We start from the raw sequence: 23,030 nt of genomic DNA, 5'->3' as shown, positions 1-23,030 counted from the left end.
ACGCAGGGCCTGATCGCAGGCCCACTCGAGCGGCATAAGGGCGGAGGAAACGCGACAACGGCATGTTCTCAACCGAACTGCCGGCAGGTTTTCGAAAACGCTACACGTACCCCGCTAGAACAAGGTTAACGTGAATTTCAGTATGACTACGGACGACGCAAACCTCGGACACCTCTGAATAATTGCAGCGTTCGCCCCGACACAACTTTTCGTCGCTGTGCAGTCGATCCATGCGCTAAAGACGGAGCAAGCTTCAATCGGAGATAAAAAAAGCCCGGCCATCACGGCCGGGCTTTTGATCAACGCGCCAAAGCAGTGTTCAGGCGGCGCGGACGGCGTCAAGGAACTTGCCGACCTCGAGCTTGAGACGGCTGCTGTCGCCGGACAGCGATTGCGCCGCCGACAGCACCTGACTTGAGGCCAAGCCGGTTTCGCTGGCGCCGTGCTGCACGTCGGTGATGTTGGCCGAGACCTGCTGGGTGCCCTGCGCCGCCTGTTGCACGTTGCGGGAAATCTCCTGCGTCGCCGCGCCCTGCTGTTCGACTGCGGCGGCAATGGTGGACGATATCTCCGACAGCCGCTCGATGGTCGACGAAATTTCCTTGATCGCGCCGACCGACTCCTGGGTCGCGGCCTGGATGCCGGCGATCTGCTGGCCGATCTCGCCGGTCGCCTTTGCGGTCTGCTCGGCCAGGGCCTTCACTTCGGAAGCCACCACCGCGAAGCCGCGGCCGGCTTCGCCGGCGCGCGCCGCCTCGATGGTGGCGTTCAGCGCAAGGAGGTTGGTCTGGCCGGCGATGGTGTTGATCAATTCGACGACGTCGCCGATGCGCGCGGCGGCCTTCGACAGCTCGCTGACGCGATCGTTGGTGGTGCGCGCCTGACCGACGGCGTCGCCGGCCATCCGCGCCGATTCCTGCACCTGACGGCTGATCTCGGTCACCGACGACGACAGCTCTTCGGTTGCGGATGCCACCGACTGCACATTGGTCGAGGCCTCCTCGGATGCCGCGGCAACCGAGGTGGTCAATTCCTGCGAACGCCGCGCGGTCGACGACAGCGTGCCCGCCGAGGCTTCGAGCTCCGTCGAGGCCGACGACACCGTCTGCACGATCTCGCCGATCATCTGTTCGAAATTGCGGGTGATGGTGTCGACCCGGCGGCCGCGCTCGATCTTGGCTTCGGCATCGGCGGCCGCGGCTTCATCGGCCGCCTTCTTGGCGACCAGGGCTTCCTTGAACACCTGCAGCGTATCGGCCATGGCGCCGATCTCGGTCTTCTCGCCCTGATGCGGCACGACGGCGGTGAGGTCGCCGCGGCCCAGCGCCTGCATCGGGCTCACGATCGAGGCGATGCCGGCCGAGACGTCGCGGATCATCAGGAAGCTGACGCCGACGCCGACGACGATGGCGGCACCCAGGATGATCGCAAGCAGCATGAAGCCCCAATCGTAGCTGCTGGCCGCATCCTGCGCCGCCTTGTCGGCACCGGCGTTGTTGAGGTCGATGTCCTTGCGCAGGATCTCGTCTGCCTCGAGCCCGATCTTGTTCACCGTCTTGGCATTCAGCTCATGCGCCTCGTGCGGGATCTTGCCGGCTTCCTTGCGCGACAATTCCATCACCTGCTCGGTACCCTTCTTGTAGCGCGTCCAGCTATCGACCCACTGATTGTAGAGCGCCCGCTCCTCGGGGGACGTGATCAGCGGTTCATAGACCGCGCGGACCTTCGTGTTGGCTTCGACCACGGTTGCCAGGGTCTTTTCCGCAGCCAGCTTCTCCTCCAGCGTCTCGGCCAGCATGTGCTCGCGGATCACGTTGCGGTAAGTGATGACGCCGGCGCGCAGGTCGCCAAGCGCCCGTACGCTCGGCAGCCAGCTCGTCATGATGTCGACGGTGTTGGCATTGATCGCCCGCATGTTCTTGACCGCGAGCAAGCCCATTCCCGTTATCGCGACAAGCAGGAACGCAACCACGGCAATGATCTTGGCGCGGATCGAGAATTTGGCGAACATCGTGAGGTCTCTTGGATATCGGGCTCGCGAGGCCCGATCGAATGGCTGGGGGCGCTGCGGGACGCCGCGGATATCAAAGCCAGCCCCCCTCCTTCGGCAGGGTTAATTTGGTTCCCCGTTCAACTACGGAGACGTCCCTCGCCGCCGCCACACGCGGCGCGTTGCGCGCATCAGGGCATCAATGCCAGCGCATCCGAGAAGAACTCAGGCCCGCCGAAATTGCCCGACTTCAGGGCAAGTACCATCTCGCCATTTCCGGCGCCGACGGCGCGCAGAACGGGCACGCCTGCAGCGATTTCCGCACCGACCAGGAATCCCGGGATGCGCAGGCGGTCGACCACGGCGCCTGAAGTTTCACCACCGGCGACCACCAGCCTGCGCACACCCGACTGCATCAACCCCTCCGCGATATCGGCCATCGCCTGCTCGATGGCATGTCCGGCTGCATCGCGGCCATGACGGGATTGCAGAGCTGCCACCTCCTCGGGGGTCGAGCTGCTGGCGATCAGGATCGGCCCGGCGCCGAACCGGTCTCGGGCCCAGGCGAGAGCGCGCTGCGCCTCCTCCCGTCCGGCGATCACCCGCTCGGGGTCGAGGTGCAGCACCGGCATCACCTTCCCGGCGTTGGCGATCTGGCGCAGGGTCGCCTGCGAGCAACTGCCGGCGAGGCAGGCGGCCGGGCCGCCGATCGCGGCCTCGGACATCGCAGTCGCGGCGTCCGATTTGGCCTTGCCCGCAGCGACCAGCGCCCGCGCCAGACCAAGCCCGATGCCGGAGGCGCCGACCGACAGGCGATGATCCAGCGCCACCTGCCCGATGGTCTCGAGGTCGCGATCGAACACCGCGTCGACGATGGCAGCGCCGATGCCGCCGCGCGCGAGCTCGGCCAGCCTGGCGCGCACCGCCTCAGCGCCGCGGCTCAGCGTCGCCAGATCGACCAGGCCGACCTTGGTCTTGCTCTGGCGCGCCAACACACGCACCAGATTGGAATCATGCATCGGGTTGAGCGGGTGATCCTTCAGCGGGCTCTCGTTCAGCGGCACGGAGCCTACGAACAGATTGCCCTGGTAGACGGTGCGGCCGGTCTCCGGGAACGCCGGAGTCACCAGCACGATGCTGTCAGAGGAATCGGCGCGCAGCGCGTCCATCACCGGGCCGATATTGCCGGCATCGGTGGAATCGAAGGTCGAGCAGATCTTGAACAGGATGTGGGAAGCGCCGCGGCCGCGCAGCCAGCTTTCCGCCGCGCGCGAGCGCGTCACGGCGAGGCCGGGTTCGATCGAGCGGCTCTTCAGCGACACCACGACGGCGTCGACCTCGGGCAGCGCCAGATCGTCGGCGGGCACGCCGATGGTCTGCACCGTGCGTAGACCCGCACGGGTCAGCGTGTTGGCGAGGTCCGAGGCGCCGGTGTAGTCGTCGGCGACACAGCCAAGCGACAGTTTCGTTGCTGATGTCACGGCTTCACTCCGGCATAGGGCTTGAACCAGGCGAGGCCGTCGGTGGTCTTGGCCCGCGGATTGTATTCGCAGCCGACGAAGCCGCCATAGCCGAGCCGGTCGAGCTCATTGAACAGGAACGGATAGTTCAGCTCCTCGCCGTCGGGCTCGTTGCGTGACGGGACCGAGGCGATCTGAATGTGGCCGACGACAGGCATCATCTCGCGCAGCCGCATCGTGACGTCGCCATGGATGATCTGGCAGTGATAGATGTCGAACTGCAGCTTCAGGTTCGCGAGACCAAGCTCGTTGATCAGGTCACGCGCGAAAATGAAATCGTTGAGGAAGTAGCCGGGCACGTTGCGCGGATTGATCGGCTCGATCACGACGTCGAGGCCATGCGGCGCGAAGAACTCGGCCGCGTATGCGACCGATTTGCGAAACGCCGCGACCGCCGTGGCATCGCTACGACTGGCGATGCCGGCCATCAGATGCACCCGCTTGACGCCGGTCGCCGCTGCATAGGGCAGCGCGGTCTTCAGGCTCTGCTGCAGATCGGCGAAGCGATCCGGCAGCGCGGCAAATCCCTTTTCGCCGGCGGCCCAGTCGCCCGGCGGCAGGTTGAACAGCGCCTGCGTCAGCCCGGCGGCCTTCAGCCGTTTGCCGACCTCCTCGGCCGGATGGTCATAGGGAAACAGGAACTCGACCGCGGTGAAGCCCGCTTTCGCCGCCGCCTCGAAGCGGTCGAGGAACGGGACTTCGTTGAACATCATGGTGAGGTTGGCGGCAAAACGGGGCATTGCAAACTCCTGTTATTTCGCGCCGGGAAGCTTGGTGCCGGTGACCTGCGCATACATCCGCGCCACCGACGCATCGTCGTCACGGCCCATGCCAGCGGCCGATGTCATCAAAAACATCTGCAAGGCCGCGGCCGAGACCGGCACCGGGAAGCGCGCAGTGCGCGCCATGTCCTGGATGATGCCGAGGTCTTTGACGAAAATCTCCACCGCGCTGCGCGGCGCATAATCGCCGTCGAGCACGTGCGGGATGCGGTTCTCGAACATCCAGGAATTGCCGGCGGAGGCGGTGATCACCTCATAGACCTTGCGGATGTCGAGTCCCTGCTTGGCGGCAAACGCGATCGCCTCCGACGCCGCCGCGATGTGCACGCCGGCCAGCAGCTGGTTGATCATCTTGAACGCGGCGCCCTGGCCAGCCGCATCGCCGAGCTCGTAGAGCTTGGCCGCCATCGCATCCAGCGCCGGCCGTGCTTTTGCGAACGCGACCGCGCTGCCGGAAGCGAGAATCGTGAGTTCGCCCTGCGCCGCGCGCTGCGCGCCGCCGGAGATCGGGGCATCGAGATAGTGCCGGCCGGTCGCCTCGAGCTGTTTTGCCAGCCGCCGCGCGATATCGGGGTCCATGGTCGCCGAGGAGATGAAGACCGCATCCCTGGCCATGGTCTCGGCGGCGCCGCCCTTGCCGAACAGGATGGCCTCGGTCTGCGCCGCATTGACGACGACGCTGACGACGATATCGGCATCCTTGGCCGCCTCGGCCGGCGAGCTGGCGCCCTTGCCGCCATCGGCCACGAAGCGTGCGACGGCATCGGACGAGACGTCGCAGCCGATCACCTCGAGACCGGCCCGCCTGAGCGAGGTCGCCATGCCGTATCCCATCGACCCCAGCCCGATGACGGCGACGCGTGGTGTTGCGGAACTGGACATGCGGCGATCCTCAAATTCTTACTTGTTAGAGCATGATTGCCGTTTTCCGGATCATGCTCGTTGCTGCTTGCCTAACACGGCTTGGCCGCGCTGCCAAAGCATGAGACAAAGCGGAAAACGGATGGCGCCATGAGCGAGCCGGAACAGGCGAAACCGGATGAGCGAGACAAAGCTTCGTGAGGACATTTGCCGCTTCGGCCGCTCGCTGTTCGAGCGCGGGCTGACGCCGGGCTCCTCGGGCAATATCAGCGTCCGGCTCGACGACGGCGGCTGGCTGGTGACACCGACCAACGCCTCGCTCGGCTTCCTCGATCCGGCGAAAATGTCGCGGCTCGACGGCAACGGCCGGCTGGTCTCCGGCGATGCCCCGACCAAGGAAGTGCCGCTGCACACCGCGCTCTACCAGACCCGCACGAGCGCCGGCGCCGTGGTGCACCTGCACTCGACCCATTCGGTCGCGCTCTCGATGCTGCCCGAGATCGACCCGCGCGCCGCACTGCCGGCGATGACGGCCTATTACGTGATGAAATGCGGCCAGACCGCGCTGGTGCCCTATTATCGCCCCGGCGATCCCGCCGTTGCCGACGCGATCAGGGGGCTGGCCGGGAAATATTCATCGGTGCTGCTCGCCAATCACGGCCCCGTCGTGTCGGGCGACACGCTGGAGGCCGCGGTGTTCGCAACCGAGGAGCTGGAAGAAACCGCAAAGCTTTATCTGCTGCTGCGCGGGCTGAACCCGCGGTATCTGTCGCCGGAACAGGTCAAGGAGTTGACCAAGGTGTTCGGGTTGACGTTGCCGGAACACGGGCATGATTGAACATTTGATCGGACAACCGAAAGCAACGATCGAATATCTGGCTGACCATCCAGCACTCGTGCCAACGATCGCGGCATGGCAGCACGCGCAATTCGGCTACCTCACGCCGGCGGCCACGCTCGAAGATCGAACCGAGAGGCTCCGTCGATCGCTCCAGAAAGACGCGCTGCCGATGGCGATTGTGGCATTGAGCGAGGACGGGACGCCGTTGGGATCGGCCGGCATCCTTGCGGCGAGCATCATCCACAAGCATCTGACGCCGTGGCTGTCCTCGGTATACGTGCCCCGGGAACATCGCGGACAGGGAATCGCCTCCGCATTGAGTCTGCGCGCCATCGATGAAAGCGCCAAACTGGGATTCGACCGGCTGTACTTGTTCACCCCGCACAGCGAAGCGATGTATGCGCGGCTGGGCTGGAAGACCTTCGAACGGATCGAATACAACGGAACGCCCCTCACCCTCATGGAAAGAAGCGCGTCACTGCAACAGGTGTAGGGATCTACTGACTAGACCTAGCAGAGGTGAGACATGCGGAGGACAGTCATGACGAAGTTCACAGGCTTGGCATTCGCGGCTCTGTTCGTCGGCGGCCTGGCGGGATCCACTGCGCAGGCCGAGGAGACCTTGCAGGACCTGCTTGCGGTCCAGCTGCGCGCGCAGGGCTATGCCTGCGACAAGCCGCTCAAGGCCGAACGGGACGACAAGCTCTCCAAGCCCGACAACGAGGCCTGGACCCTGACCTGCAGCAACGCGACCTACCGCGTCAGCCGCGTGCCCGACCTCGCGGCCAAAGTCGAAAAGGTCGAACAGGGCAAGTAGGATGCGTGGGCTGGATTCGTAGCCCGCATGAGCGCAGCAATATGCGGGACGCCCCGGATGTCGCTTCCGCCTTCGCTCTTCGAGCTACGGCGGACAAGTCGCTCATCCGGGCTACGAGCCGAACACCGCGCCACAAATTCCGGCGTCATCCTGAGGTGCGCGCCTCTTCGGCGCGCCTCGAAGGATAGCCGCGGACGCACTTGTGGCCATCCTTCGAGGCTCGCCCAGCGGCGCAATTGCGCCGCAAGGCTCGCACCTCCAGCGACAAAGGCTTCGCCTTTGCGCGGGGATGACGTCGGAGTGCGCGGAGATATTTTTCCGCTACAATCCCAGATACGCCTTGCGCACGTCGGGATTGCCGCTGATCTCGGCGGCGGTGCCCTGCATCAGCACGCGGCCGGTCTGCAGGATGTAGGCGCGGTCGGCGATCTCCAAACACTCGGCCATGCGCTGCTCGACGATCAGAACCGTCATGCCGGCGTCGCGGATGCGCTTCACGGCCTGGAAGATCTCGTCGACCAGCTTCGGCATGATGCCCTGCGACGGTTCATCAAGCATCAGAAGCCGCGGCCGCGTCATCAGCGCGCGGCCGATCGCGAGCATCTGCTGCTCGCCGCCGGACAGCGTCTCGGCGCGCTGGTCGAGCCGCTCGGCGAGCCGCGGGAACAGCTGGAACACCAGATCGAGCGGCGCGTCGCGATTGGCCTCGCTGCGATAGAGGTAGCTGCCGAGCCGCAGATTGTCGTGCACCGAGAGCCGCGGAAACAGCCGGCGGTTTTCCGGCACGAAGGCGATGCCGCTTGACGTGATGACGTGCTGCGGCTGGCCGTCGATGCGCTTGCCGTCGAAGGTGACGGTCCCTGCGCGCGGCCGCTCGGCACCGGCGATCGATTTGAGCAGCGTCGACTTGCCCGCACCGTTGGCGCCGGCGACGCAGACGATCTCACCCTTGGTGACGTCGATCGACACCGAAGAGATCGCAACCAGGCCCTGATAGGCGGTGGTGACTTCACGCACCGACAGCATGACGATCCCCGAGATAGGCAGAAATGACCTCTGGATTGCGGACGACCTCGGCGGGCTTGCCCTCGACGAGCACCTTGCCGAGATTGAGCACGATGGCGCGGTCGACCAGCGGCATCACGATCTCCATCACATGCTCGACCATCAGCACAGTGACGCCGGTGGCGCGGACCTTGCGCACCAGTTCGACGCCGGTCTGCGCCTCGACCGGGGTCAGACCGGTCAAAACTTCGTCGAGCAGCAGGAGTTTCGGCTCGGTGGCGAGTGCGCGGGCGACTTCGAGCCGGCGCTTCTCCGACGGAACGAGGTCGGCGGCAAGCTTTTCGGCGCGCGCCGCAAGGCCGCAGAACTCCAGCACCTCGTAGGCTTTCTGCCGCGCAACACGCATCTTCGTGTTGCGGATCAGCGCGCCGACGATGACGTTGTCGATCACGGTCATGGTCTCGAAGCTCTTGACCACCTGGAAGGTACGCCCGACGCCGCGCTGGCAGCGTTCCGCCGCCGGCAGCCGGGTGACGTCCTCGCCGTCGAAGATGATCGAACCTTGGGTCGGCGGCAGCACGCCCGCGATCAGATTGAACAGCGTCGACTTGCCGGCGCCGTTCGGGCCGATCAGGCCGACGATCTCGCCGCGCCCGACCGAGATCGAGACATCGCTGTTGGCGACGAGGCCTCCGAAGCGCTGCCAGACGCCGCGGGTTTCCAACAGTGCCGTCATCGTGCGGCTTCCTTGCGCCAAGGGACCTTGCCGAACACGCTGACCAGGCCGCGCGGCAGCGCCAGCGAGATCAAGACGATCAGCGTGCCGTAGACGATCAGGTCGACGCCTCGCCCCGAACCGCCGACGAACGAGCGCGTCAGCTCGGTGAGCGGGATCAGGATGACAGCGCCGAGCACCGGCCCCCACAGCGTGCCGATGCCGCCGAGCACCGCGGGCAGTGCCATGAGCAGCGAGAACTGGAAGCCCATCACGCTTTCAGGATCGATATAGGAGACGAACTGGGCGTAGAAGCCGCCGCCGACCGCGACCAGGAATGCCGAGACCGCCGCGGCGCCCATCTTGGAATTGAACACGACCACGCCGAGGCTTTCGGCGGCATCGGGATTGTCCTTTACCGCGCGCCACCAATAGCCCCATTTGGAGTCCTCCAGCCACCAGGTGACGAACCAGGCGACGCAGGCGAGCGCCAGCGCGAAGTAGAAATATGGCAGCTTGGATCGGGCGAACTGGAATTTCAGCCAGCTGTCGCCGCGCATCGGAATCGTGATGCCGAGCGCGGCACCCGCCCAATCCCAGTTCTGGATCAACAACAGCGCGATCTCGGCGATCACGATGGTCGCGATCACGAAATAATGCCCGCGCAGGCGGAAGCAGGGATAGCCGAGCGCCATCGCTATCAAGGCGGAGATCACCCCGCCCGCCAGCATGCCGAACCACGGCAGCACGCCGAACTTGGTGAACAGCAGCGCGGTGGTATAGGCGCCGAGCCCGAAATACAGCGCATGCCCGAGCGAGATCTGCCCGCAATAGCCGGACAATATGTTCCAGCTCTGGGACAGCGCGGCATACATCAGGGTCAGCACCATGATGTTCTGGACGTAGACGTCCTTGACGAACAGCGGCACGATCGCGGCGATCACCGCCAGGCAAAGCGCCACGATCAGGTCACGCCTGCGGCGTTGGGCGAAGTGGGTGTCCATCACATCGATCCGAACAGGCCACGCGGGCGGATGAAGACGACCAGCAGATAGACGGCGTAGATGCCGACCGATTTCAGCGACGGCGGCAGGATCAGCGCGGTGCTCGCCTCCACCAGGCCGACGATGATGCCGCCGGCAAAGGCGCCGAACACGCTGCCGAAGCCGCCGAGCGCCACGGTGACATAGGCGATCAGGGCAAAGGAAGCTCCGACGTCAGGATAGATGTAGAAGAAGGTCGCCATGATCGCGCCCGCAAGCCCGACCAGCGCCGCACCAAGGCCCCAGCCCAGCGCGAACACGCGGTTCTTGTCGATGCCGACCAGGGCCACCGCCCCGGCATCCTCGCGCGTCGCTTCCAGCGCACGGCCGAAATCGGTGCGGTTGATGAAGAAGTAGAGCGCAACGAAGGCCGCGATCGAGACCAGCGCGCCGACCAATTGCGGCACGGGCAGATAAATGCCGGCAACCGAGATCGTCTTGCCGCCGAGCCAGGAGTGGGTGACGCTGCGATAATCGGGCGTGAAGAAGAACTGCGCCAGACCCCGCATCACGATGGCAAGGCCGAAGGTCGAGAAGATCTGCACCATGCCGGCATTGGCCTTCGCCCGCACCGCGAAGCGGACGATCAGGAGATAAACCACCGCGCCGAACACGAACAAGGCGGCGGCGACCAGCGGCGCCGACAGCAACGGGTCGATCGCAAAGAACGCGAACAAGAAAAAGGTCGCGTACATCGCGATCATCAGGAATTCGCCGTGCGCGAAATTCACGACGTCCATCAGCCCGAAGATCAATGCGAGACCGGCGGCGATCAGTCCGTAGAGCAGCCCCATCAGAAGGCCGCTCGCCAGACTCTGGATAATGGCTTGGGCGGTCACGGCCGGCGCCTCGCGACGCCTGCCATGCCATCACGTGTCGTTGCCGGCGAAGCGGGGCAAGCCATCGCCCCGCGAGCAAGATTGCGTTGCGCCGCCGCTTCGCTCCGCGCAATGACGAAATGCGTAGTGCGCTGAATGATCTCGTTCGCTGTCACAGTGCTCGCTCCCCCGCCCCTTGCGCCATCCCGGCCTATTTCATCGGCCAGACCGCGTCGGCGATCGCGGCCTGCGGCGGGAAGATGGTGACAAACTTGCCGCCGACATATTGCAGCAGCACCGGATCGGCGTCGTTGTTCTGGCCCATGTCGTCGAACTTGACCCGCTTCCAGGGCATGATGGTCTGCTCGCCCGGAATGTCGGTCGCGACCAGCGCCTCGCGGATCTTCTCGCCATCGGTCGACTTGGCGCGGTTGATGGCGTCGGCCATCACGATCAGGCCCATGAACTGGCGCGAGGTGAGATCGTTGAAGTCCTTGCCCGAACGTTCCTTGAACATGGCGTTGAGCTTGCCGACCATCGGACGCTTGGTGGCGAGGTCGAGCGAGAAGGTGCCGCGCGAGATCACGCCTTCCAGCTTGTCGCCGACCGCGTCATACAGCGCCTTCTCGGAAAAGCCCGCATCCTGGGCGACGATCGCATTCGGCTTGTAGCCGAGTTCGGCCATGGTCTTGACCAGCAGGATGCCGTCCGTCGTATAGCTCGACGGCATCAGCACGTCGGCATTCGCGGTTTTCAGCTGCTGCACCTCGGCCGACAGCGACGGCGAATTGGCGCGGTACTTGATATCGGCGACGATCTTGTAGCCGCGTTCGCCGGCGATCTTGGTCTGGGCGTTGCCGGAGTCGGTGCCGAAGATGGTATCCTCGTGGAACAGCGACAGCGTCTCGATCTTGGTGCCCTTCTTCTTCATCGCATCGTAGAAATCGAACATCGCGGCCGAGTACATCTCGTCATGCGGCGCCGCACGGAAATAGAACTTCAAACCGCGGCGATGCAGGCTCGGCGAGGAATTGTCGGCCGAGAGGAACGGGACGCCGTAGCGTTCGCAGATCTGGCTGACGGTGACCGCGACCGCGCTCTGATAGGTGCCGATCACGGCGCAGACCTTCTCCTGCGTGATCAGGCGCTCGGCTTCGGCACGGCCCTTCTGCGGATCGGCCTGGTGGTCGGCAAACACGAGACGGATCTTGGCGCCGCCGAGGCCCGGCAGGCCCTCGCCCTTCGCGAGCGGCAGGTCGAAATCATGGTCCTTGTTGATGACGTCGAGCGCGGTCTCATAGGCCTTCTGCGCATCGACGCCCTGCTGCGCGCTGCCGCCGGAGAACGGATAGATGATGCCAATGACGACTTCGGAGGTTTGCGCGCGGGCCACGATCGGTGCCAGCGCGGCGGCGGAGGCGCCAAGCAATACGTTACGGCGAGAGATCGTCATTCGAAATTCCCCTTGATCAGCTTGCTATTATCGATGTGATGCTTGTAGCGCGCAGTAAAGCCTCAATGAATTGCACGAATTGCCTATTCAGAGCACAGCGAGCTGCTTGTTCCTGAGATCGGTCACCAGCATCAGGCCGGGCGAATGCGTGATCGCGAACGGCAGCTTCGCACTTGCGATCACCGATTGCGGGGTCACGCCGCAGGCCCAGAACACAGGGATCTCGTCGTCGGCCACCGGCACCGCATCGCCATAGTCGGGCTTGGCGATATCCTTGATGCCGATCGCATGCGGATGGCCGAGATGGACCGGCGCGCCATGCACCGACGGGAAGCGCGAGGTGATCTGCACCGCGCGGATCGCATCTGCCGGCTTGAACGGGCGCATCGACACCACCATGGGTCCCGCGAACGGCCCCGACGGGCTGCAGGCGATGTTGGTGCGGTACATTGGCACACGCAGATTGCGTTCGATATGACGGATCGGCAGTCCCTCATCGAGCAGCGCCTCTTCGAACGAGTACGAGCAGCCGAGCACGAAGGTGACGAGATCGTCGCGCCAGTATTTCGTGATGTCGGTGGGCTCGTCGGCCACCTCGCCGTCGCGCCAGACCCGGTAGCGCGGCACGTCGGTGCGGATGTCGAGGTCGAGGCCGAGCGCGGGGATACGGGGATCGCCGACATCGGACATGCCGATGATCGGGCACGGTTTCGGATTGAGCTGGCAGAACCGGTGGAAGGCGCCGGCAAGCTTTTCCGGCAGGATCGCGAGATTGCCCTGGACGAACCCGTTGGCGAGACCGGCTGTCGTGGCCGAGGCCACACCGTCACGGCAGGCGCGCCGCGCCTCGGCGCTAGCGAGCGCCGCTTCACCTTGAGATCGCTGCACTGCCGCAAAAACAGTCATGGGAGCCTCCTGCCCATAATCTCGACAAGGACAAACCAACACCAAGCGTGATATAATGTCTAATCGTCCTTTCTAATCAAAATCGATAAGTCTAATTTATCGATCGGGGATATGCTTCCAATGACGGACTTCCGCTCGATCGAAACCTTCCTCTGGGTCGTCAAGCTCGGCAGCTTCCGCGGCGCCGCCCAGCGGCTCAACACCACCCAGCCGGCGATCTCCCAGCGCATTGCCCAGCTCGAGCGCGAGATGGGCGTCAAGCTGTTGAACCGCGATCACCGCGTGGCCTCGCCGACGCCGAGCGGCCGGCTGATGATGACCTATGCCGAGAAGCTGATCGGCCTGCGCTCGGAGATGATGGCCGAGGTCGGCGACCGTTCGGCGATGCGCGGCGCGCTGCGGCTCGGTGTCGCGGAGACCATCGTGCACACCTGGCTGCCGCGGCTGGTCAAGAGCGTCAACGAAATCTATCCGAACCTGTCGCTCGAGATCGAGGTCGACATCACGCCGAACCTGACCCCGCGGCTGCTGGCGCAGGAGATCGAGCTCGCCTTCGTGCTCGGACCGGTCTCGGCCTCCGGCGTGCATAACCATGTGCTGTGCGATTATCCGATCGGCTTCCTGGCGAGCCCGGCGCTCGGCCTCGGCGACGGCCCGGTGGCGCGGCAGGATCTGGCGCGGTTTCCGATCATCACCTTTCCGCGCAAGACCCAGCCCTATGAGACCGTGCGCGCATTGTTCAACGCCCCCGATCTGCCGCCGATCCGGCTGCATGCCTCGACCTCGCTCGCAACCGTGATCCATATGGCCAATGAAGGCCTTGGCATTGCGGTGATTCCATCGGCGATCGTCGAGAACGAGCTTGCCGACGGGCGGTTGCAACTGCTCGATACCGACCTCAAGCTGCCGCCCCTCACCTTCACCGCAAGCTGGCTCGCCTCCCCCGATGCGGTCGCCATCGAGCGCGTCGCTCATCTCGCCAGGCAGATCGCGCAGGCGAGCGTGGCGGTTGACGCGGTGGAAGCGGCGCGTCATTGAACAAGTGCCGGATAATCAAACGTCATTCCGGGGCGATGCGTCAGCATCGAACCCGGAATCTCGAGATTCCGGGTTCGGCTCTTCGAGCCACCCCGGAATGACAGCTGAAATGGACTGACGAAATGAGCCGAGCCGCGACCAACCTGCAGATCGATTCCGCCCGCCTCTGGGGCAGCATCCACGAAACCGCGCAGTTCGGCGCAACACAGAAGGGCGGCGTGCGACGCCTGACGCTGAGCGCCGAGGACAAGCAGGTGCGCGACTGGTTCCGCAAGGCGTGCGAGAACGCCGGCCTCGAAGTGCAGGTCGATGCGCTCGGCTCGATGTTCGGGTTGAGGAAAGGACGGGATATGTCGAAGCCGCCGATCGGCGTCGGCTCGCATCTCGACACCCAGCCGACCGGCGGCAAATATGACGGCATCCTCGGCACGCTGGCCGGGCTCGAACTGGTGCGCACGCTCAACGATGCCGGCATCGAGACTGAGCTGCCGATCTGCATCTGCAACTGGACCAATGAGGAAGGCTCGCGCTTTGCGCCGGCGATGATGGCCTCGGCCGCCTATGTCGGCGATTTCACCACCGACGACATCCTGTCGCGCAAGGACGCCGAAGGCGTCACGGTGGCGCAGGCACTCGACTCGATTGGTTATCGCGGCGATGCCCCGGTCGGCCGCCAGAAATTCACCAGCTTTGTCGAGCTGCATATCGAGCAGGGCCCGATCCTGGAGGCCGAGGGCAAGACCATCGGCGTGGTCGATTCCGGCCAGGGCGTGTTGTGGTACGACGGCAAGATCACCGGCTTCGAGAGCCATGCCGGCTCGACCCCGATGCCGCTGCGCCGCGATGCGCTGGCGACGCTGTCGGAGATCGTGCTGGCGATGGAAAGCATCGCCAAAAAGCATGGCCCGAAGGCGGTTGGCACCATCGGCGAGGCGGTGATCGCAGCGCCCTCGCGCAACGTGATCCCCGGCGAGATCGCCTTCACGGTGGATTGCCGCAGCGCCGATGCCGCGATCATGGATGCGCTGGATCGCGACCTGCGGGCCGCGGTCGCCGAGATCGCCGCGCGGCGCAAGGTCGAGGTTCAGCTCGACTTGGTCTGGCGCAAGGCGCCGACGCATTTCGATCCGAAGCTGGTCGACGCCGTGGAGAACGCGGCCAAGCAGCTCGGCTATTCGCATCGCCGCATCACCTCCGGCGCCGGCCACGACGCCTGCAACCTCAACACGGTGATGCCGGCAGCGATGGTGTTCGTGCCCTGCAAGGACGGTATCAGCCACAACGAGCTGGAAGACGCGACGCAGGCCGATTGCGCCGCCGGCGCCAACGTCCTGATGCATACGGTGCTGGCGCTCGCCGGCGTCGCGTCGTGATCCGCTGATCCCCCTTACGTGGAGGTGCGCATGCGCGCAGTTTTCGTCGACGCCAATGAATCGCTTGCGGTGATCACGGAGCGGCTGGAGAAACCAGGCGATCCCAGGATGCGGATCAACCGCAACCCCGACATCAAGCCGGAAGACTATCCGGCGGTGCTCGACGGCGCCGAGATCGCGGTGGTCGATCACACCGCGTTGCCGACCGACATTGCCAGGAAGTGCGCCGGCCTGAAGCACGTCGTGTTCCTCGGCACCGGCGCGCGCAGCTACATGAACCCCGAAGAACTTGCCGAGCTCGGCATCGCCGTGCACCTGATCAAGGGATATGGCGACACGGCGGTCGCGGAGTCCGCGATCGCGCTGATGTGGTCGTCGGCGCGCGTGATCGCACAGATGGACCGCGAGATGCGTGCCGGCAACTGGCTGCGCGAGGACGGCATGCAGCTGACCGGCAAGACGCTCGGCCTGGTCGGCTTCGGCGGCATCGCCGCCGAGGTCGCCCGCATCGCGCTCGGCAGCGGCATGAAGGTGATCGCCTGGAACCGGTCGCCCAAGAGCCATCCGGGCATCGACTTCGTCGATCTCGACACGGTGCTGGCAAAGAGCGACGTGGTCTCGATCCATTTGTTGCTGAACGACGAGACCCGCGGGATGATCACGCGCGACAGGATCGCGAAGATGAAGAAGGGTGTGGTGCTGATCAACACCGCGCGCGGCGCCATCGTCGACGAGCAGGCGATGATCGATGCGCTCAACTCCGGCCACATCCGTCACGCCGGTCTCGATGTCTACAACATCGAGCCGCTGCCGAAGGATCACCCGCTGACGAAGATCCCGAACGTGACGCTGTCGGCGCATTCCGCCTTCCGCACGCCGGAGGCGAGCGAGAATTTGATCCACGCGGCATGGGAGCATTGCCGAAGGATCGTGGAGGGATGAGGCGCCGCCTTGTCTTTTTCTCCGGCAAGGAAATGAGGCAAGAGCGTTACGATACGGCGGCTCTTCGGTCAGGGCACGTTGAATAGAGCTTTCCACTGCGGCTTGAGATATTTCCCGAAGACCGTTGCAGGCACGGCCAGCCGAAAATCGCCCAGCACATGCGGCCATACTTGGCCTGCGCCATACAGCAACACGATCCCGTTGGCGGCTGGGTTCCCCTCGGCGTAGGTCAACGCATAGGTCTTGAGCTTGTCAGGGTCTGCACCAATGCCATCCTTGGCAAGGTCGGTGTCCGGTCCTGGCCTCTGACCGCTGCGCTGGATATACACTTTGGCCCAAGCCTTGACGGCGGCACTGGCGACCGCCGTCAGCGCATCCTTGACATGGTCCGGCTGGAACAGCCCGTCGATCGGCAATGCGCGGCCGGCTTTCTTGTCCCAGACGATGGTCTGGAAGGCCTCGTTGGGATGAGCGCCCCCGGTGTCGGCATTTATCTCGGCTGAAAGGCTGAGCACGGCGTCGCTCTCGAAGGTCACGCGCCAGTTGGTGTCGATGTTGTAGGCGTGGAAGTGCGGATTGCCTTCCCTGTCATCCTTGGCGTCGCTCTTGGCCTGATCGGCGTCGGCCTTATACAACGCCAGGATCTTGTCTTTCAGCGCTGCGATCGCCATCGCGCTCGCGGGCACCCGCAGATGCAACTCATAGAGCGGTGACTTTTCTTTCGTCTCGTAGTCCGCGCCAAGCGCAGGCACAGCGGCCAGCACCAGGCAAGCAATGGCTGCGGCAAACGATTTCATGTTCGAATTCTCCAGAGAAGACGCCAGTCGCTCGATGGAGCCGTATGGATGGTTAGCTGCAGGTCGTGTTCATGTTGGTACAGACGGCCGTGGTCCAGCCGGTGCCCTTCTTGATATGAACCTTGAGGAATTCACCCCAGCAGCCCAACAGGTCAACACGCTGGTCGCCTGCGGCGCGAGGATCAACCAGACCGCTTCTGATGTCGTGATCGAGATAGACTGCACCGCCATTTTGCATGCCGCTGACGCCCACCACGCTCTTGTGTAGATACCCCTTGCCTCGGAACATGACCTTGCCGCCGGCTGGCTGATCGGCGCCGATCAGGTTGGCGCGGTCGATCTCGTACCAATCCCCGAGTTGGCCGGTGACATGCACGCCGATCCATCCGTCAACCGTGGTGTTCTTCAGCGACGCGATAGCCGCTCCGCCCGGAGTTGCTCTTACATTGGTACCTTTTGGGTCGGTATCGGTAACGTCAACGTTCACATTGCAGGCCTGGCGTTCCGCAGTCTGGCCCAGGCAGACTCTAATCGGCGTCAGCGCCAGAAATACGAAGGCGAAGACGGCAGGATTTTTCATTGCAGTTTCACGGTTGGATTTGAGGAAGAGTTGCGCCGCGGCTTGGTCATCCCCTACTCAGTCGAAACCTGTCGCTATGCGGTTCGAGGTACGCCGAAAAAAATCTGGCGAAGCGCAGAGTCGTACCCCCGCAGTGGCGCGAGACAAGCGAAGCGGGGATTCCCCGCCGCGCTTCCTCCTTACTCCCCCACGCTTCTGCGGAGGAGCCCTTAATCCACCATCTCCGCAACGGCCTTGCCGCAGGCCGTGGTGTCGGCGTTGCCGCCGAGATCGCGGGTGCGCAGCGTGCGTTCGCCGAGGGTGCGCTCGATCGCGCCGACGATGGCGTCCGCCGCCTGCTTCTCGCCGAGATGCTCCAGCATCATCGCGCCCGACCAGATCATGCCGATCGGGTTGGCGATGCCTTGGCCCGCAATGTCGGGCGCCGAGCCGTGCACCGGCTCGAAGACCGACGGGAAATCGCCCTCCGGATTGATGTTGCCCGACGGCGCGATGCCGATCGTGCCGGTGCAGGCCGGGCCGAGATCGGAGAGGATGTCGCCGAACAGATTGGAGCCGACCACGACGTCGAACCAGTCCGGATGCAGCACGAAGTTCGCGGTGAGGATGTCGATGTGGTACTTGTCCCACTTCACACCCGGATACTTCTTGGCCATCGCCTCCACGCGCTCGTCCCAATAGGGCATCGTGATGGAGATGCCGTTCGACTTGGTCGCCGAGGTCAGATGCTTCTTCGGCCGCGATTGCGCCAGGTCGAACGCGAATTTCAGGATGCGGTCGACGCCGATGCGGGTCATCACGGTCTGCTGCGTCACGAATTCGCGGTCGGTGTCCGGGAACATGCGGCCGCCGACCGAGGAATACTCGCCCTCGGTGTTCTCGCGCACCACCCAGAAGTCGATGTCGCCGGGCTTGCGGTTCGCCAGCGGCGACGGCACGCCGGGCATCAGCCGCACCGGTCGCAGATTGACGTACTGGTCGAACTCGCGGCGGAATTTGATCAGCGACCCCCACAGCGAGATGTGGTCCGGGATCTTGGCCGGCCAGCCGACCGCGCCGAAATAGATCGCGTCATGCTTGCCGATCTTGTCCTTCCAGTCGGCCGGCATCATCTCGCCGTGCTTCTCGTAGTAATCATAGGAGGCGAAGTCGAAATGGTCGAACTTCACGTCGACGCCGTGCTTCTTCGCCGCCGCTTCGATGACGCGCAGGCCCTCCGGCATCACTTCCTTGCCGATGCCGTCGCCGGGAATGACCGCAATCCGATACTGCTTCTTGCTGCTCATCGAGAACACCCTTGTGATTTGCCCGGCCGGCAATGCCGCCTATCCTGATGGCCCTGCAATGGACCAAACTTCGCGCCAGCGCAACGCTGCAGTGCAGTGTTGACCGCGGCGCGACCCTGCCCCACCAAATTCGCCGATATCCGTTCCTCATAACAAGCGAGACATCCCATGGATCTGCATCTGCGCGGCAGACGTGTCCTGATCACCGGCGCCTCCAAGGGCATTGGCGCGGCCGCCGCCGAAGCCTTTGCCGAGGAAGGCGCCAACCTGCTGCTCGCCGCCCGCAACGGCGACCAGCTCAAGGCGCTGGCGGAGCGGCTGCGCTCCGCGCACCAGATCGACGCCGCGACCAGCGTGGTCGATCTGCGCAAATCGGAAGACCTGGCGCGGTTGGCAAAAGAGGCCGTCGACATCGACATCCTGGTCAACAATGCCGGCGACATCCCGGGCGGCTCGATCGACAAGATCGACGAGGCGACCTGGCGGCACGCCTGGGAGCTCAAGGTGTTCGGCTATGTCAATTTGACGCGCGCGATCTATGCCCAGATGAAGGCGCGCGGCGGCGGTGTGATCGTCAACGACATCGGCGCGGCCGGCGAGAAGTTCGACGCCAACTACATCTGCGGCAGCGCCGGCAATGCGGCACTGATGGCGTTCACCCGCGCGCTCGGCGGCAAGAGCCTCGCCGACAACATCCGCGTCGTCGGCATCAATCCCGGTCCGGTCGGCACCGACCGCCACGTCACCCTGCTCAAGACCCGCGCCAAGCATCAGTTCGGCGACGAGAACCGCTACAAGGAATTCCAGAAAGGCATGCCGCTCGGCCGTCCCGCGCATGCGCGCGAGATCGGCGATCTGATGGCGTTTTTGGCGTCCGACCGCGCCGGGTATACGTCGGGCGTGATCTACACGGTCGATGGGGGGCTTACGTCGGGGTGGGGCTAGTCCGAGATCGTGCCACTTGTTCCACCGTCATCCCCGCGCAATGGCTTCGCCATTGTCGCTGGAGGAGCCGCGAAGCGGCGTCTCGAAGGATGGGCCACGGGCTGCGTCATCCTTCGAGGCTCGCCGAAGAGGCTCGCACCTCAGGATGACGCGGTCCGCTCGAACAATTGCCGGATCAGCGTCGTGATCCGGCCCTGCGGCGCCTGCATCTGGTGCATGATCGAGAAATGATCGGCGCCGGGGATCTCTTCATAGGTCAGCGGCAAGCCGTAGTGGGCGCGATGGCCGGCGAAATCGGCGGTTTGCTTGCGCAGCAGCGGCAGCTCGGCGCTGCCGACCACCAGCGACAACGGCTTTGCCGTGCCGCCCTGCTGCATCATCGGCGAATTGCGCCGCGACATCGCCTCATCAAGTCGGAGCTTGTCGTTGAGGTAGGAGTACCTGATCGGCTCGAGGTCGTAGATGCCTGAGATCGCCATGCCGGCCCGGACATTGGGGTTCGACAGCGCCATCGAGGTTAGATGCCCGCCGGCCGACCAGCCGGAGACGACCATACCATCGGCAGCGGCACCGAGGCCCGGCAATTGCTGCGCAAGAAAATCGATCCCGGCATGAATCTCGGCGACGATCTCATCGACCATCGCATCCGGTGCCAGCGTGTAGCCGATCAGCGCGACATTGATGCCGTGCGCCATCGGCCCCTCGGCAAAGATCGTGAACACTTCCTTGGCACGGGTCTGCCAGTAGCCGCCGTGGATGAACAGCAGCGTCGGCGCGCCGTCGCGGACTTTGAGGAAGTCGATCCGGTTGCGCTCACGCGGGCCGTATCTGAGATCGAGATGGTCGGAATGCTGCTGCCGCAGTGCCGCCGAGCGCTGCTCCCAGCCGGCGGCGATCTCGGCGCTGCCCTTGACGGCAACGCCGTTGTTCAGGCCGAGGTCGCGCTCCTGCTGGCTCATCGCGCGCCAGTCCAGCGCGGAAAACAACGCTGCCATCTCTGCCCCTTCGGTTCTCGTCGCATTGCCACAACGGCAGGAAATGTTCTACAGCACAAGCAAACAGAACACATAGGAGCAACGGTGCATGGCTGATCAGGGCTTGGTGAAGGAAACGGCGTGTGCCGTCGTCGGGAAACTGAAGGCCGGTGACGTCACGCCGCTCGATCTGCTCGATGTGCTGGAAAAGCGCATCGCCGAGGTCGACGGCAAGGTCAACGCCCTGCCCACACTCTGCTTCGATCGCGCCCGCAGCCACGCCAAGGCCCTGATGCAGAAGCCGGTCAGCGAGCGCGGCCTGCTCGCCGGCCTTCCCGTTCCGATCAAGGATCTCACCGCCGTGTCAGGCGTGCTGACCACGCTGGGCTCGCCGATCTTCAAGGACAACATCCCGGCGAAGTCCGACATTCTGGTCGAGCGTCTCGAACAGAACGGCGGCGTGATCTACGCCAAGTCGAACACGCCGGAATTCGGCGCCGGCGCCAACACCTTCAACGAGGTGTTCGGCCCGACCCGCAATCCCTGGGACACGTCGCGCTCGGCCGCCGGCTCCTCCGGCGGCGCCGCGGCGGCACTGGCGAGCGGCACCGCGTGGCTCGCCCACGGCTCCGACATGGGCGGCAGCTTGCGCAACCCCGCAAGCTTCTGCGGCATCGTGGGCTTGCGGCCGTCAATCGGCCGCGTCGCGCACACGCCGAAATTCGGCGTCGACCGCACGCTCGGCGTGCAGGGACCGATGGCGCGCAATGTCGAAGACCTCGCGTTGCTGCTGGACGCAATGAGCGGCGAGCATGCCGCCGATCCGCTGTCGCTGCCCGCGCTGCCGACGTCGTTCCTCTCGGCGACACGCTCCGGCAGCAAGCCGAAGCGCATTGCCTATTCGCCCGATCTCGGCATCACGCCTGTTGATCCCGAGGTCAAGGCGGTGACCCGCAAGGCGGCGGAGCGCTTTGCCGAAGCCGGCGCGATCGTCGAGGAGGCGCATCCCGATTTGCGCGAGGCCCATGAATGCTTCCACGTGCTGCGCGCGTTCGATTTTGCGATCAGCAAGGCCGAATTGCTGCGCACCAAGCGCGACCTGCTCAAGCCCGAGGTCTGGAACATCGAGGAGGGCCTCAAGCTCACGGTCGAGAAGCTCGAGCGCGCTGAAGCGCAGCGCGTCGCGATGACCGCGCGTGCGCTCGAATTCTTCGAGACCTACGATCTGCTGCTGGCGCCCGCGACCATCGTGCCGCCATTCCCGGTCGAGAACCGCTATGTTGCCGAATGCGACGGCAAGACGTTCGACAACTACGTCGAATGGCTCGGCATCGTCTATGCGATCACGCTGGCCTGCTGTCCGGCGCTGTCGCTGCCCTGCGGCTTCACCGCGTCGGGTCTGCCGGTCGGCCTGCAGGTGGTCGCCAAACCGCGTGCCGAGGCGCAGCTTCTGGCCGGTGCGAAGGTGCTGGAGGATATTTTGGGCGTGCGCGGCACCACCCCGATCGATCCGCGGCCGCCGAGATAAAGCAGCCTAAAGCGCGATGAGATTGGGTTGAATCATCGCCGTGCTTTAGGTCTTTGTTTGAGCATGATCTTCTCGGAAAACCGCTTCGCACTTTTCCGGATCATGCTTTATGCCTTGTCTTCCGTCGCCTTGAGCGCGACGGTGAGTGCGAGCTTGGTCTGCTCGACGATCTCGTCCAACAGCTCCTCACGGCTGATCTGGGCGGACTCGCCGGTAAGCAGGCCCTGCTCGGCCAGCATCACGATACCGTGCAGCCCGGCCCAGATCTTCAGCGCCTGCCGCTCGCGCAACAGCCCGACGGCCGGCGCCTCGAACGACTCGATCAGCAGCGCGAGCGTTTCCATCGCTGCGGTGTGCAGCTCGCTGCCAACAGGCGCGCAGGCCATGGTGCGCGATGCGAACATCAGCCGGTAGATGCCGTGGCGCTGGAGCCCGAAGGCCAGTGCGGCCTGGGCAAACCGCGACAGTTTCGATCCCTTGCCCGGCTGCTCGATCGCCTCGCGCATGATCACGTTGAACTGCCGGAACGCTTCCGCGGTCACCGCCTCGAGCAGCGCCTCGCGGTCGGCGAAATGCCGGTACGGCGCCGGCTGCGAGACGCCGAGCTGCTTGGCCAGCGCCTTGATGCTGATCGCTTCGGGACCACCAAGCTCGACCTCGCGCAACGCGGCCTGAATCAGGGCTTCGCGGAGGTCGCCATGGTGGTAGGTTTTGAACGGCTTCCGAACGATTTGTCCCATTGCGGCAATGATCGCTGAATTTTTGCTTGACGCGCAAGCGCGACGATAATGTAATATGCTATAACTTGGCGGTCAG

The 23,030-nt window shown here is 64.5% G+C and carries 23 protein-coding genes; 8 read left to right on the top strand and 15 right to left on the bottom strand.

Annotated features, from left to right (window positions below; translation table 11 throughout):
* Positions 1-319: 319 nt before the first annotated feature.
* The 4 genes from WDM24_RS12730 to ltnD all read right to left on the bottom strand — a co-directional run bounded on the left by WDM24_RS12730 (position 320) and on the right by ltnD (position 5,174).
* A complete protein-coding gene (locus tag WDM24_RS12730) occupies positions 320-2,011 on the bottom strand; it encodes a methyl-accepting chemotaxis protein (protein ID WP_338831467.1) in 1,692 nt (563 codons plus the stop codon).
* Positions 2,012-2,181: 170 nt separating this feature from the next.
* Entirely contained in the window at positions 2,182-3,471 is a 1,290-nt protein-coding gene (otnK, locus tag WDM24_RS12725) for a 3-oxo-tetronate kinase (protein WP_338831466.1), read from the bottom strand.
* The gene (gene otnI / locus WDM24_RS12720; RefSeq protein WP_338698269.1) at positions 3,468-4,250 is read right to left on the bottom strand and encodes a 2-oxo-tetronate isomerase; all 783 of its coding nucleotides are present in this window, start codon (positions 4,248-4,250) and stop codon (positions 3,468-3,470) included. The genes otnK and otnI overlap by 4 nt, the downstream gene beginning before the upstream one ends.
* Before the next feature lie 12 nt (positions 4,251-4,262).
* Complete coding sequence (gene ltnD / locus WDM24_RS12715) at positions 4,263-5,174, bottom strand: L-threonate dehydrogenase (protein WP_338831465.1); 912 nt, start codon at positions 5,172-5,174, stop codon at positions 4,263-4,265.
* Positions 5,175-5,331: 157 nt separating this feature from the next.
* Between ltnD and WDM24_RS12710 the strand changes: the two genes are divergently transcribed.
* Genes WDM24_RS12710 through WDM24_RS12700 form a run of 3 tightly spaced genes read left to right on the top strand, consistent with a single transcriptional unit; the run spans position 5,332 to position 6,811 of the window.
* Complete coding sequence (locus WDM24_RS12710) at positions 5,332-5,991, top strand: aldolase (protein WP_338831464.1); 660 nt, start codon at positions 5,332-5,334, stop codon at positions 5,989-5,991.
* Complete coding sequence (locus WDM24_RS12705) at positions 5,984-6,487, top strand: GNAT family N-acetyltransferase (RefSeq protein WP_338698261.1); 504 nt, start codon at positions 5,984-5,986, stop codon at positions 6,485-6,487. Before WDM24_RS12710 ends, WDM24_RS12705 begins: the two co-directional genes overlap by 8 nt.
* Before the next feature lie 48 nt (positions 6,488-6,535).
* On the top strand, positions 6,536-6,811 hold the full coding sequence (locus WDM24_RS12700; RefSeq protein WP_166297784.1) for a hypothetical protein: 276 nt from the start codon (positions 6,536-6,538) through the stop codon (positions 6,809-6,811).
* Positions 6,812-7,132: 321 nt separating this feature from the next.
* Here WDM24_RS12700 and WDM24_RS12695 read toward each other — a convergent pair whose 3' ends face one another.
* The 6 genes from WDM24_RS12695 to WDM24_RS12670 all read right to left on the bottom strand — a co-directional run bounded on the left by WDM24_RS12695 (position 7,133) and on the right by WDM24_RS12670 (position 12,751).
* Positions 7,133-7,837, bottom strand: coding sequence for an ABC transporter ATP-binding protein (locus tag WDM24_RS12695; RefSeq protein WP_166297785.1), 705 nt, complete (start codon positions 7,835-7,837; stop codon positions 7,133-7,135).
* Positions 7,821-8,552, bottom strand: a complete 732-nt coding sequence (locus WDM24_RS12690; RefSeq protein ID WP_166203615.1) for an ABC transporter ATP-binding protein — start codon at positions 8,550-8,552, stop codon at positions 7,821-7,823. Before WDM24_RS12690 ends, WDM24_RS12695 begins: the two co-directional genes overlap by 17 nt.
* A complete protein-coding gene (locus WDM24_RS12685; RefSeq protein WP_166297786.1) occupies positions 8,549-9,535 on the bottom strand; it encodes a branched-chain amino acid ABC transporter permease in 987 nt (328 codons plus the stop codon). The genes WDM24_RS12690 and WDM24_RS12685 overlap by 4 nt, the downstream gene beginning before the upstream one ends.
* A complete protein-coding gene (locus WDM24_RS12680) occupies positions 9,535-10,368 on the bottom strand; it encodes a branched-chain amino acid ABC transporter permease (protein ID WP_234584006.1) in 834 nt (277 codons plus the stop codon). The genes WDM24_RS12685 and WDM24_RS12680 overlap by 1 nt, the downstream gene beginning before the upstream one ends.
* 235 nt (positions 10,369-10,603) lie before the next feature.
* Positions 10,604-11,845, bottom strand: a complete 1,242-nt coding sequence (locus tag WDM24_RS12675; protein ID WP_338831462.1) for an ABC transporter substrate-binding protein — start codon at positions 11,843-11,845, stop codon at positions 10,604-10,606.
* 87 nt (positions 11,846-11,932) lie between these two features.
* Positions 11,933-12,751, bottom strand: coding sequence for a putative hydro-lyase (locus tag WDM24_RS12670; protein ID WP_338831461.1), 819 nt, complete (start codon positions 12,749-12,751; stop codon positions 11,933-11,935).
* A gap of 120 nt (positions 12,752-12,871) precedes the next feature.
* On the opposite strand from WDM24_RS12670, the gene WDM24_RS12665 reads away from it, so the two are divergent.
* From WDM24_RS12665 to WDM24_RS12655, 3 genes are all read left to right on the top strand, one after another.
* Complete coding sequence (locus tag WDM24_RS12665) at positions 12,872-13,789, top strand: LysR family transcriptional regulator (RefSeq protein ID WP_338698250.1); 918 nt, start codon at positions 12,872-12,874, stop codon at positions 13,787-13,789.
* 122 nt (positions 13,790-13,911) lie between these two features.
* Positions 13,912-15,162 carry a Zn-dependent hydrolase gene (locus tag WDM24_RS12660; RefSeq protein WP_338831460.1) on the top strand — a complete coding sequence of 417 codons (1,251 nt, stop codon included), beginning with the start codon at positions 13,912-13,914 and terminating at the stop codon, positions 15,160-15,162.
* Between the two features lie 30 nt (positions 15,163-15,192).
* The gene (locus WDM24_RS12655; RefSeq protein ID WP_338831458.1) at positions 15,193-16,104 is read left to right on the top strand and encodes an NAD(P)-dependent oxidoreductase; all 912 of its coding nucleotides are present in this window, start codon (positions 15,193-15,195) and stop codon (positions 16,102-16,104) included.
* A gap of 68 nt (positions 16,105-16,172) precedes the next feature.
* On the opposite strand, the gene WDM24_RS12650 is transcribed toward WDM24_RS12655, so the two are convergent.
* From WDM24_RS12650 to WDM24_RS12640, 3 genes are all read right to left on the bottom strand, one after another.
* Positions 16,173-16,901, bottom strand: a complete 729-nt coding sequence (locus WDM24_RS12650; RefSeq protein WP_338831456.1) for a DUF4163 domain-containing protein — start codon at positions 16,899-16,901, stop codon at positions 16,173-16,175.
* A gap of 52 nt (positions 16,902-16,953) precedes the next feature.
* Complete coding sequence (locus WDM24_RS12645; RefSeq protein ID WP_338831455.1) at positions 16,954-17,481, bottom strand: hypothetical protein; 528 nt, start codon at positions 17,479-17,481, stop codon at positions 16,954-16,956.
* Between the two features lie 209 nt (positions 17,482-17,690).
* The gene (locus WDM24_RS12640; protein ID WP_021076203.1) at positions 17,691-18,767 is read right to left on the bottom strand and encodes a tartrate dehydrogenase; all 1,077 of its coding nucleotides are present in this window, start codon (positions 18,765-18,767) and stop codon (positions 17,691-17,693) included.
* Positions 18,768-18,935: 168 nt separating this feature from the next.
* On the opposite strand from WDM24_RS12640, the gene WDM24_RS12635 reads away from it, so the two are divergent.
* Positions 18,936-19,712: an SDR family oxidoreductase gene (locus WDM24_RS12635; protein WP_338831454.1), complete on the top strand. Its 777-nt coding sequence runs from the start codon at positions 18,936-18,938 to the stop codon at positions 19,710-19,712.
* Between the two features lie 140 nt (positions 19,713-19,852).
* Here the strand turns inward: WDM24_RS12635 and WDM24_RS12630 are convergent, their stop codons facing one another.
* Positions 19,853-20,707: an alpha/beta hydrolase gene (locus WDM24_RS12630; RefSeq protein ID WP_166203598.1), complete on the bottom strand. Its 855-nt coding sequence runs from the start codon at positions 20,705-20,707 to the stop codon at positions 19,853-19,855.
* 88 nt (positions 20,708-20,795) lie between these two features.
* Between WDM24_RS12630 and WDM24_RS12625 the strand changes: the two genes are divergently transcribed.
* The gene (locus WDM24_RS12625) at positions 20,796-22,214 is read left to right on the top strand and encodes an amidase (protein ID WP_338831453.1); all 1,419 of its coding nucleotides are present in this window, start codon (positions 20,796-20,798) and stop codon (positions 22,212-22,214) included.
* A 107-nt stretch (positions 22,215-22,321) separates the two neighbouring features.
* Here the strand turns inward: WDM24_RS12625 and WDM24_RS12620 are convergent, their stop codons facing one another.
* Positions 22,322-22,954, bottom strand: coding sequence for a TetR/AcrR family transcriptional regulator (locus WDM24_RS12620; protein WP_166203594.1), 633 nt, complete (start codon positions 22,952-22,954; stop codon positions 22,322-22,324).
* Between the last annotated feature and the right edge of the window lie 76 nt (positions 22,955-23,030).

Source organism: Bradyrhizobium sp. 27S5 (genome assembly GCF_037217225.1).
In the GTDB taxonomy this organism is placed as follows: Bacteria; Pseudomonadota; Alphaproteobacteria; order Rhizobiales; family Xanthobacteraceae; genus Bradyrhizobium; species Bradyrhizobium septentrionale.
This window is presented reverse-complemented; position numbering and strand designations above follow the sequence as displayed.